The sequence below is a fragment of the Microbacterium sp. genome (assembly GCF_029263575.1).
GTDB lineage: Bacteria > Actinomycetota > Actinomycetes > Actinomycetales > Microbacteriaceae > Microbacterium.
Genome location: NZ_JAJUFV010000105.1, coordinates 1 through 10,351, shown reverse-complemented (window position 1 = coordinate 10,351; position 10,351 = coordinate 1). Strand labels below are relative to the sequence as shown.

Annotated in this window: 9 protein-coding genes, 1 tRNA gene and 1 pseudogene; 7 read left to right on the top strand and 4 right to left on the bottom strand. The window is 64.3% G+C overall.

Annotated features, from left to right (window positions below):
• Positions 1-464: pseudogene (locus Q1J95_RS11015) on the bottom strand (aminopeptidase N); the annotation flags it as partial.
• A gap of 123 nt (positions 465-587) precedes the next feature.
• On the opposite strand from Q1J95_RS11015, the gene Q1J95_RS11010 reads away from it, so the two are divergent.
• From Q1J95_RS11010 to Q1J95_RS10990, 5 genes are all read left to right on the top strand, one after another.
• On the top strand, positions 588-1,769 hold the full coding sequence (locus Q1J95_RS11010; RefSeq protein ID WP_300267559.1) for a ferrochelatase: 1,182 nt from the start codon (positions 588-590) through the stop codon (positions 1,767-1,769).
• 19 nt (positions 1,770-1,788) lie between these two features.
• Entirely contained in the window at positions 1,789-2,274 is a 486-nt protein-coding gene (locus Q1J95_RS11005) for a ribose-5-phosphate isomerase (RefSeq protein WP_300267558.1), read from the top strand.
• Between the two features lies 1 nt (position 2,275).
• Positions 2,276-3,277, top strand: coding sequence for a DNA-formamidopyrimidine glycosylase family protein (locus Q1J95_RS11000; protein WP_300267557.1), 1,002 nt, complete (start codon positions 2,276-2,278; stop codon positions 3,275-3,277).
• Between the two features lie 86 nt (positions 3,278-3,363).
• Positions 3,364-4,842 (top strand): sodium:alanine symporter family protein, encoded by a 1,479-nt coding sequence (locus tag Q1J95_RS10995; protein WP_300267556.1) that lies wholly within the window; start codon positions 3,364-3,366, stop codon positions 4,840-4,842.
• A gap of 115 nt (positions 4,843-4,957) precedes the next feature.
• Complete coding sequence (locus Q1J95_RS10990) at positions 4,958-6,454, top strand: amidohydrolase family protein (RefSeq protein WP_300267555.1); 1,497 nt, start codon at positions 4,958-4,960, stop codon at positions 6,452-6,454.
• A gap of 65 nt (positions 6,455-6,519) precedes the next feature.
• Here the strand turns inward: Q1J95_RS10990 and Q1J95_RS10985 are convergent, their stop codons facing one another.
• Positions 6,520-7,002, bottom strand: a complete 483-nt coding sequence (locus Q1J95_RS10985; RefSeq protein WP_300267554.1) for a DNA starvation/stationary phase protection protein — start codon at positions 7,000-7,002, stop codon at positions 6,520-6,522.
• A gap of 140 nt (positions 7,003-7,142) precedes the next feature.
• Here Q1J95_RS10985 and Q1J95_RS10980 point away from each other — a divergent pair, with 140 nt between their 5' ends.
• Together Q1J95_RS10980 and Q1J95_RS10975 are read left to right on the top strand one after the other, a co-directional pair.
• Entirely contained in the window at positions 7,143-7,679 is a 537-nt protein-coding gene (locus Q1J95_RS10980; protein WP_300267553.1) for a gamma carbonic anhydrase family protein, read from the top strand.
• Between the two features lie 33 nt (positions 7,680-7,712).
• Positions 7,713-7,786 (top strand) — tRNA-Ile (locus Q1J95_RS10975).
• A gap of 47 nt (positions 7,787-7,833) precedes the next feature.
• Here the strand turns inward: Q1J95_RS10975 and Q1J95_RS10970 are convergent.
• Together Q1J95_RS10970 and Q1J95_RS10965 are read right to left on the bottom strand one after the other, a co-directional pair.
• The gene (locus Q1J95_RS10970) at positions 7,834-8,130 is read right to left on the bottom strand and encodes a hypothetical protein (protein ID WP_300267552.1); all 297 of its coding nucleotides are present in this window, start codon (positions 8,128-8,130) and stop codon (positions 7,834-7,836) included.
• On the bottom strand, positions 8,130-10,127 hold the full coding sequence (locus Q1J95_RS10965; protein WP_300267551.1) for a DUF262 domain-containing protein: 1,998 nt from the start codon (positions 10,125-10,127) through the stop codon (positions 8,130-8,132). Before Q1J95_RS10965 ends, Q1J95_RS10970 begins: the two co-directional genes overlap by 1 nt.
• Positions 10,128-10,351: the final 224 nt, after the last annotated feature.

Below are 10,351 nucleotides of genomic sequence, written 5' to 3'. Positions count from 1 at the left end.
GTGTCGGGACTCGTGACCGTGAACTGGAACGTCGCTTTCAGATCAGGCTGCTCAAACACCGCGAACACGCGTCGCGAGTCAGGAACCTCGAACTGCGAGTACAGGTACACCTCGTCGTCAACAGGATCGACGAATCGATGCAGCCCCTCGCCCGTGTTGGTGTACCGGCAGTCGGCGTCGACGACCAGCACGTTCTCCTCCTGGAGCCCGGCCAGAGCGATGCGTGAATCCGCGAATACCTCACCCGGGTCGAGCTGCTCACCATTGAGCGAGATCTCGCGAACCTCGCTCGCGATCAGGTCGATGAAGGTGAAGCTTCCCGGCTTCGCGCTGAAGCGCACAACACTGCGTGAGCCGAAGACTTCGGCGCCCTTCGTCAGATCGAGTGAGATCTCGTACGACGAGGTGTCGATGATCTCGCGACGTTCTTGCGCTTCGACACGGGTGAGGTTCTCTCCAGGCACAGCTATTTCTCCCAGGGGGTCAGGGGCAGCCACCGTGGTTCGGTGCGGCTGGCGCCGACGGCGACCATGACAGCCTACGCCAGGACGACCGGCACGGGTGTGAAGAGATGAAAGGATGGGGGTGTGACTGTGAATGATCAAACCCGCGTTCTTTTCGCATCTCCCGCCGCGGCGAACGGCGACGCCTTCATCGAAGTGCCTGTGGCGTATGACGCCCTGGTGCTTGCGAGCTTCGGCGGACCCGAGGGGCAAGACGATGTCATTCCGTTTCTGCGGAATGTGACTCGAGGCCGGGGAATCCCCGATGAACGCCTCGAAGAGGTTGCGCATCACTACCGGCATTTCGGCGGCGTCAGTCCCATCAATGAGCACAACCGTGCTCTCAGGTCAGCGTTGGAAGGCGAACTGGCCGCTCGCGGCATCGATCTTCCGGTCTACTGGGGCAACCGAAACTGGGGGCCCTACCTTGACGAGGCGTTCGCGCAGGCGGCTGACGACGGACATTCGACCCTGCTCGTGCTGGCTACCAGTGCGTACAGTTCGTATTCGAGCGATCGACAGTATCGAGAAGATATCGCCGAAGCGATCACGAAAGCGGGCCTCGAGGATCGGGTCACCGCTGACAAGGTGCGCCTGTACTTTGACCATCCGGGGTTCGTCCAGCCGTTCCAAGAGGGCGTGAACTCCGCTGTGCGCGGTTTCTTGGACGAGGGGATCGCGGCATCCGACATCCACGTGCTGTTCTCGACCCATTCCATCCCCACGGCCGACGCTGAGCGCTCGGGTCCGCGCGATGTCGAATTCGGCGAGGGCGGCGCGTATGTCGCACAGCACCGTGCCGTCGCCGCGCACGTCATCGAACACCTCGGCTCGGCCGCCGGCGGTGAGAGTGTGCCGTGGCAGCTCGTCTATCAGTCGCGCTCCGGCCCGCCGTCGCAACCGTGGCTCGAGCCCGACATCAACGACGTGATCGCCGAGCTTCCTGCTGCTGGCGCGAAGGCGGTCGTGATCGTTCCGCTCGGGTTCGTCAGCGACCACATGGAAGTGATGTGGGATCTGGACACCGAGGCGATGGAAACGGCAGCGGAGGTATCACTGCCCGCCGTGCGCACGCCGACCCCCGGTGTGCACCCCGCGTTCGTCGCCGGGCTCATCGACCTGGTCGTGGAGCGCATCGAGGGTACGCCCGAAGCGGAGCGTCCGCATGTCACGGCGCTGGGCCCTTGGTATGACGTCGCGCGTCCTGCGGACTGCGAGAACGTTCGCCTGGGCTTCAAGCCGGCAGCTGCTGGCATCCTGCCCTGACGCTCCTAGGATGGTGGGCATGCGTATCCATATCGCCACCGACCACGCCGGACTGGACTTCTCCACTCAGCTGCAGGAGCACCTGCGCCAAGTGGGGCACGAGGTCACCGATCACGGTCCGGTCGAGTACGACGCGCTGGATGACTATCCGGCGTTCTGCATTCGTGCGGCACAGGCCGTCGCCGCCGATCAGGCCGCCGGCCTCGAGACGCTGGGCATCGTGTTCGGAGGATCGGGCAACGGAGAGCAGATCGCCGCGAACAAGGTTCAGGGCATCCGTGCCGCGCTGGTCTGGAATCTCTCAACCGCCGAGCTGGCTCGCCAGCACAATGACGCCAACGTGATCTCGATCGGCGCGCGGCAGCATTCCTTCGATGAAGTGGTCAGCTTCATCGACCGTTTCATCGCCACACCGTTCTCTGACGAAGAGCGTCACGAACGCCGCATCGCTCAGATCGCTGACTTCGAGCAGGACGGCTCGCTCCTGCCGGATCCTCGGGCCTGACATGCCCGAGGGGCATTCCGTTCACCGCATCGCTCGGCAGTTCGACCGGAACTTCATCGGCAAGACGTTGCACGCGTCGAGTCCGCAGGGCCGATTCGCTGAAGGTGCCGCTGTGCTCGACGGGCGCCAGGCCGTCGGCGTCATGGCTGTCGGCAAGCAGATGTTCCTGGAGGCCGAGGGCGACGTGTGGCTGCGTGTGCACCTAGGCCTGTACGGCGCCTGGGACTTCGCCGGTGAGATACTGCTCGATCCGACCATCGCCTCGGCGAATGGACGGATGGGGCAGACGAACCAGCGCGGCACAACGCTCGACGACGACGCGATTCTGGATGACGCCGGGGAGAACTCGCTGAGCTCCATCGGCGCTCCACGCCGCGCGCGTGTGCACGTGCGCATGTCAGAGCAGACCAAGGGGCTCGCTGACGAATCCGAGCAGTGGCCGCCGCCGATCGTGGGGCAGGTGCGTCTGCGCCTGATGACCGACATCACCGCCGCTGACCTGCGTGGGCCCACGGCGTGTGTGCTGCAGACGCCGGACGAGATGCTGGCCAGCGTCGCCAAGCTGGGCCCCGACCCACTGGTGGGTGACGCAACCGAGAACGAAGAGCGCTTCGTCGCCGCGGTACGCAAGCGAGCGACGCCGATTGCTCTGCTGTTGATGGATCAGGCCGTCGTCAGCGGGATCGGCAACGTCTATCGCGCCGAGATGCTGTACCGTGCTCGCCTCGACCCGCACACCCCCGGCAAGCTCGTTCCAGAAGAGCTTGTTCGCGAGCTGTGGCATGACTGGGTGCGTCTGTTGACCATCGGCGTCGAGACCGGCCAGATGATGACGATGGACGGGCTCGACCCTGAACAATATCGAGCAGCGATGGCCAGTCGCGATGACCGCCACTGGGTTTACCATCGCGCCGGGCTGCCATGCCGCGTGTGCGGAACCGAGATCGTCCTCGAAGAGATCGGGGGGCGCAAGCTCTACTGGTGCCCGTCCTGTCAGAAATGAGGGAAAAGGGCACGGCGCTACTGTTGTCCGTTTCACCGTTCGGATACGCTTGCCCGATTCCATAACAGAGCTCTGACAGGAGAATCATGGACCTTACCGGAGTCCAGGACGTGCTCTCGGCGATCAGCGGATTCGTCTGGGGACCGTTCTTCCTCATTCCCCTTCTCCTCGGCACCGGACTGTATCTGACGATCCGGCTCGGCGGACTCCAATTCCTGCGCTTGGGCGCCGGTCTTCGGCTGGGGCTGTTGACCCGGAAGGATCCGGGCGCGGACGGCGATATCTCGCAGTTCCAGGCACTGACGACCGCTCTCGCCGCGACGGTCGGCACGGGCAACATCGTCGGGGTCGCGACGGCTATCGGCATCGGCGGCCCCGGCGCGCTGTTCTGGATGTGGATCACCGGTCTGCTCGGTATGGCATCGAAGTACTCGGAAGCCTTCCTGGGCGTACGCTTTCGCACGACGGATGCCGCCGGCGAGAAGTCGGGCGGACCGCAGTACTACCTCGAGCGCGGAATCCGCGGGCCGTTCGGGAAGATCCTCGGCCTCTCCTTCGCTATTTTCGCTGTGATCGCCTGCTTCGGCATCGGCAACATGACCCAGGGCAACTCGATCTCCTCGAACGTGGAGGCGAGCTTCGGAGTGCCCACCTGGGTCACCGGAATCGTTCTCACCGTCTTCGCGCTCGTGGTGCTCGTCGGCGGTATCAAATCTATCGGACGCGTGACAGCCGGTTTCGTGCCCATCATGATCATCTTCTACGTGCTGGGTGCGCTCTACATCCTGGTCGTGAATGTCGGAGAGCTTCCTGCCGCGTTCGCCCAGATCTTCACGGAGGCATTCACCGGCACGAGTGCGGTGGGCGGGTTCGCGGGCTCCGTGATCATCATCGCCGTGCAGTACGGTGTCGCTCGCGGCATCTTCTCGAACGAATCGGGCATGGGATCGGCGGCCATCGCCGCTGCTGCCGCCAAGACGAGCCACCCGGTTCGGCAGGGACTGGTCTCGATGACGCAGACCTTCATCGACACCATCATCGTCGTCACGTGCACCGGCCTCGTCATCATCGCCACCGGAACCTGGGACGACATCGACCCGGAGACGGGCGAGCAGATCAGCGCGGCGCTGATGACCGGGGCCGCCTTCTCGCACGGACTGCCGGGGGAGTGGGGGCACATCATCGTCACGATCGGGTTGGTGATGTTCGCCGCGTCCACGATTCTCGGGTGGTCCTACTATGGCGAGAGAAACGTCGAGCGCTTGTTCGGCAGGCGGGCGGTGATGCCGTTCCGCGTCCTGTTCTCGCTCGTGGTCTTCGTCGGCTGCACCGTTGAGCTCGGCGTCGTATGGGCCTTCTCCGACGTCATGAACGGTCTCATGGCGTTCCCCAACCTCATCGGATTGCTCGTGCTCTCGGGCCTTGTCGCTCGCGAAACAAAGAAGTACCTGGACAACGACCCCAAGCTTCGTGCCTCGAAGGAGGAGATCGACGCGTTCATGACGGGCACACCGGGCTGGGAAGAATGGAAGACGCAAGCGATCCGGCTCCCCGATAAGCGCTGACCTCTGGTCACGCGCAGCGGATCTAGGCTGGGAGGATGCGCCATAACCCTCGTTTGATGCTCGCAGCCCTCGGCGAGATGCGCCGCGCACAGGCCACGCGCCCAGGACGCACGCCATGACCTCGGCCGGCGACGAACTGTCGATTGACGACGAGGTCGCGACGGTCCGCGAGGTACGCGTCGCCGGGCCGGGGCGGGAGTTCCTCGCAGACTCCGAGCCGGTCGACATCCATATCGATGCCGGGCAGATCATCGATATCGCACCGACGGGTGCTCTGCCCGTGCGGGGCGCGGTTTTTTCGGGTGATGGCGCCTGGGCGGTTCCCGGCCTCTGGGATAATCACGTGCACACCACCCAGTGGGCGCTGACTGCTGAGCGTGAGCAACTGGGCGCCATGGAGTCTGCGGCGCAGACGGCCCGACACATGGCGAGCGTTGCGCCCTTGACCGACGGACGACGCATCGGCACCGGCTTCCGTGACGCTCTCTGGGCGGACGCACCCTCGCTCGAAACACTGGATGCCGCGACCGGTGACGTGCCGACCTATCTGATCAATGCCGATGTGCACAGCGTCTGGCTGAATTCCGCCGCGCTGCGACGCGAGAGCTTCGCCACGCCGGATGGGATGCTTCGCGAAGAAGACGCGTTCGAGATCTCTCGACGCCTGAACGCTGTCGACCCCGCCCACGGCGACCGGGCTGTGACTCTCGCAGGCACCAGGGCGGCCGCACGTGGCGTCACCGGGATCGTCGACTTCGATATGGCCTGGAACGCAGACGCATGGGAGAGACGCGTGGCGGAAGGCTTCTCATCGCAGCGTGTGGAGTTTGCTGTGTACCTGGCAGATCTCGGCAGGGCGGTCGCGGCCGGCCTGCGCACAGGAGCGCCACTCGCGGGCAGCGACGGACTCGTGCATATGGGCTCGCTGAAGCTCATCACCGACGGCTCGCTCGGAACACGTACGGCAGCGTGCAGCCAGGCCTACCCGCACGACAGCACGGACTTCGGAGTGATGAACCTCTCGCAGTCTGAACTCATCGACGCGTTGACAGTCGCGGCGGGTGCCGGGCTCGATGCCGCGCTGCATGCGATCGGGGACCGCGCCGTGGCATCCGCTCTCGACGCCGCGGCAGCGACTGGCGTGAGCGGCACAATCGAACACGTCCAGTTGGTCAGACACATCGATATCGCACGCATGGCGCGGCTCGGGTTCGCGGCCAGCGTGCAGTCTCAGCACGCGCTGGACGACCGGGACCTGGCAGAGGGACTCTGGGCCGCTCAGACAGCGATGCGATACCCGATGGCGTCGTTACTGCGCGCCGGTGTCGCCCTCCGCCTCGGGTCGGATGCTCCGGTGGCTCCGCTCGACCCGTGGGTGACGATCGCAGCCGCTGTCTCGCGCACCGATGGCGAGCGCCCGAGGTGGGACGCACAGGAACAGATCTCGGTCGATGACGCGCTCACCGCAAGCGCACGCGGCGCGATACGTCCCGGAGCTGTCGCCGACCTGGCGGTGTGCGGTGCGGATCCGCAGACGGCGTCCGCGTCGGCACTTCGTCAGATGCCGGTGCTCGCGACGCTGCTCGGCGGTCGCGTCACGCACCTGGCCTGAGCCCCTTCGGCACAAGAGAAAGCGGGCATCAGGGCAGTGCCCTGATGCCCGCTCACGGAGGAAACCTACTCGGCGATGTGCGCGACGAGGAACCAGCGATCCTTCTCCAGGTTGCGCATGATCTCGATGGCGACGTCCTGGCTGGTGAGGTCGATCTCGTCGAGGCCCTCGATCGCGGCCTTGGTGTCGACGAGGATCGCATCGATGTCAGCGATGACGTTGCCGATGAGCTGGGCGGACTGAGCGAACCCGGCCGGAACCTCGGTGGAATTCTTGGCCGCGACGGAACTCAGACGCGCGTCGATCGGCAGCCCGAGAGCGACGATGCGCTCTGCGGCGGTGTCAGCGGCCGCACCGGCGTTGGCCACGATGGTGTCAAGAAGCTCGTGGACTCCAATGAAGTTGGCGCCACGGACGTGCCAGTGCGCCTGCTTCCCGTTGATCGTGAGGGCCTGGAGACCGAGGACGACGGGCGTGAGGAACTGCGCGGCGGCCGCAGCCACCGTGGGGTCGCTGGCAGTGGTGGGGGTGGTCTGTGACTTGGTCATTTTTGTTCCTCCAGAACGGCTATTTTGTGCCTGTTGGATATAACGCTACTCAGTCTGAAGCATTCCGCAAGCAAGCTGAGGCTGGGCTAAACGTATCGATTATCCGCGAAATCACGCGGATCTAAGGGTAGTCTCGCCTCATGAGCATCTCGTCGACAGCATCCGTTCTCGCCCTCCCAGACAAGACTCCACGCATCGCCGAAGACGGCTTCGTCGCCGACGGGGCACGCGTCATCGGAGACGTCACGATCGCTGCGGAATCCAGCGTCTGGTACAACGCCGTACTGCGTGCTGACTCGGCATCCATCACGTTGGGTGCCGGCAGCAACGTGCAAGACAATGTCTCGGTTCACGTCGACAAAGGCCATCCGACTGTCATCGGTGAGAACGTGTCGATCGGCCACAACGCTGTCGTGCATGGTTGCACGATCGGTGATGGCTCTCTGATCGGCATGGGAGCTGTCGTGCTCAGCGGTGCCGTCATCGGCAGCGGATGCCTCATCGCCGGCGGCGCAGTGATCCTCGGTGGCACAGAGATCCCCGACGGCTCCCTCGTCGCCGGTGTGCCGGCGAAGGTCCGTCGCGAACTCAGCGATGAGGAGAAAGCCGACCTCGTGGCGAACGCAGCGCTGTACCGGGGCCACGTGCGCAGCCACCGTGACGCCTCCGTGCTCTGAACAACCCGGATACGACGATAGGATTGTCGTCACGGGGCGGTGGCCAAGCTGGTCAAGGCAGTGGGCTCATAACCCAACGATCGCGGGTTCAAGTCCCGCCCGCCCCACTCATAACCCTGTGGTGTCAGTGCGATCTGCGTGCCGCGGGCACTGATTACAGGGGCCTGGCGGTGATGGATTCCTTGCCGAGGTCGCGGCGGGCCGTGCGCAGACACCGGGTACACAGCAGTTCGACCACGCGCGGGTGATTCTCACCACAGTTGCAGTCGATGGTCACTCGCCACTTCGCCTTGCGACCACACGCCCGATAGGCCTCTTCGTCGCCGTGGTCGCACTCGCACAGTTGCGGCTCGTCAGATTCGAGCCCGAGCGCGATCTGCTCGAACGCGTCGGCGAAGGGGTCAGCGGTGCGTGTCCTGTCGGGAGCGCTGGTCTCATCGAGCGCAGGCATCACATCACATCCCCGATGTAGGAGTACTTCACGAACACCTCGGCGGCGATCCCGGATTCTTCGAGTACGCCCTGCACGGCATTCATCATGTAGTTCGAGTCCCACCCCATGTACAGGAAGTGGGTGTCGTCCAGCGAGTCCCACTGGCCCTTCCACGCCTTCTCATCGTAGATCGGTCCCCCGTGTGCCGCACTGTAGGCGACGGCGGATGGCCGGTCGTCAGTCCACGCGCGACGGAAGATCCGATTGAACAGCGCACGAACGTCTTTGACCTCCCAGTGCTCACCACGGTACTCGACATAGGAGAACTCCCGATCCCAGCCTGCAGGCCAGCCGCGGCGCCGTACAGCGTCCAAAACCGGTGTCAGCCCGTCATCGTCGATGACTCCGCGTTCTGGGCGGGCCCAGATTCGCAACAGGGTCTGGGTGAGCGCGACGGTGCGTTGCGATATCGCGGACGTGCTCCACCTCGGCGTCTCTGTGAGTTGGCGTGTGGCCGACACCGAGCTTCTTGCGTAGGCGTCGGCTCGTTTGTCGGTGAAGGAAGCGCCGAAAACGCGCTCGGCGAGTGGTTGCTCCAACAGGGTGAGATTGCCGAGCGTCGGCGCGAGGGCCCGATAGCTGTTCTGCTCATCTTCGGTGAAGTCGGTCCAGCCGCGTTCGCCATCGCCAGACCAGCCATCGGGCGGGGTCAGCGGGACAATGTGCTCGACATCGAACGACGACGTGTCGTCGACGCACTCAATACGCGAGAGCACGTAAGCGGCATGCGGCAGTTCACTGTATTTCAGCACGGCTGCGACGCGTTCGTCTGAGGGGGTGATCCGCGCGAAGGCACGCATGAGGTGCTCCCGGCCCGCGGCACGGGCACGACACAGTCGCGCGATCAGTCGCACAGTGGGGAGGTTGACGAGCGCCCGGCGCAGATACAGGGCCTGAATCCACTCGAGGGTCTCGATCAGTTCGGAACGGGCGATGAGACCACGCTGGTGATCGCTGTACGCGCTGAGCACCAGCGGATACGCGGCCCTTCCGAAGGTATTCACATAATCCAGCTGTCGACGCAGCTCGTCATCCGGTTCACGGCTCGGGTCGAGCAGGATGGCGTAGATCTCTGCGTAGTGGCGCCAGAGCACGGCATCCGCCTGGAGGTGGGAGGCATCGACGTGCGGAAACGACGCGCGAAAAGCGCTGTACACACCGTGCTCGCCGCCGGCGGCCAGCTCACGGCCGGTCATCATGACCAGATAGTGCCGCCAGAACGCCCCGATGGCCTCGCCGGTGTGACGTTCGATCGGGAGCCAGAAGCGCTCCTCGACATCGAGCTGCTGGGCGTGCGTGAGGCCCATCAGTATGTAGTTGTGAATGAGCTCGTGATCCCGCAGCGGCTCACCCGTCGAATTCAGGCTCTCGAAAATCTGCTGCGCGTTCGCCTCCGCGCCCAGCGTGATCGATACATGTTCGAGCCGCTGCAGCCCGCGCCAGATCGCCGGCGCCTCATCGGCGTGCACTTGGCTTCGGAAGAAGGCGTAGTTGTCATCGAAACGTGATTCGCGCTCGGTGTCGTCACGGCGATCCAGTACCACCGACTCATACAGCTCAGCCCAGGCGTCGTGGGGGCGCAGCTTGGTGCGTGTTGAATCGTCGGAACGCACCAGGACTCGATCAAGTTCGGCTCCGAGCTGCGGGTCTGTGTCACGCACGGCATGCTGAAGCGCCGCGATCAGCAGCATCAGCGTCGTGAGGCGCTGCTGACCGTCGATCAGGACGAGGTCGGACTGCGCGGAATCTTGTGCCGAGAGAATCGAGCCGATGAAGTGTCGTGGCGCGCCGTCGCCGGCAGCGACGGCGCGGACGTCGGACAGCAGCCGTTCACAGCCGCCGATATCCCAGCGGTATTGGCGCTGATAGACGGGAACGACAATCGACGTGCCGGGCGCAGAAAGCCATTCGATCGTGTTGACGGCGGTCGCTTCGACATTGGTGGCCGTTGCCATGTTCTCGCTCTCGCTCCTCACATCGGCGAATTCTGCACGTCACCGAGACCTCAAGTCTAGTCGTCGTCGAGTGCGCTTCGCCGTGTCCTGTGGAGTCATAGAATCCCGCTGTTAGGCTTGCCTTATCAGGGCCTGTTAAAACGTGCTGGCCCCCGATGAAAGGACATGACCTCGATCATGGCATATATCAAATCTGAAGCCCTCGAAGAGCGGGGTTTCGTCGT

Bases quoted from the DNA above. Each gene is read 5' to 3' on its own strand.
- Q1J95_RS11005 (WP_300267558.1), top strand. From the start codon at position 1,789: ATGCGTATCCATATCGCCACCGACCACGCCGGACTGGACTTCTCCACT.
- Q1J95_RS11000 (WP_300267557.1), top strand. From the start codon at position 2,276: ATGCCCGAGGGGCATTCCGTTCACCGCATCGCTCGGCAGTTCGACCGG.
- Q1J95_RS10995 (WP_300267556.1), top strand. From the start codon at position 3,364: ATGGACCTTACCGGAGTCCAGGACGTGCTCTCGGCGATCAGCGGATTC.
- Q1J95_RS10990 (WP_300267555.1), top strand. From the start codon at position 4,958: ATGACCTCGGCCGGCGACGAACTGTCGATTGACGACGAGGTCGCGACG.
- Q1J95_RS10985 (WP_300267554.1), bottom strand. From the start codon at position 7,002: ATGACCAAGTCACAGACCACCCCCACCACTGCCAGCGACCCCACGGTG.
- Q1J95_RS10980 (WP_300267553.1), top strand. From the start codon at position 7,143: ATGAGCATCTCGTCGACAGCATCCGTTCTCGCCCTCCCAGACAAGACT.
- Q1J95_RS10970 (WP_300267552.1), bottom strand. From the start codon at position 8,130: ATGCCTGCGCTCGATGAGACCAGCGCTCCCGACAGGACACGCACCGCT.
- Q1J95_RS10965 (WP_300267551.1), bottom strand. From the start codon at position 10,127: ATGGCAACGGCCACCAATGTCGAAGCGACCGCCGTCAACACGATCGAA.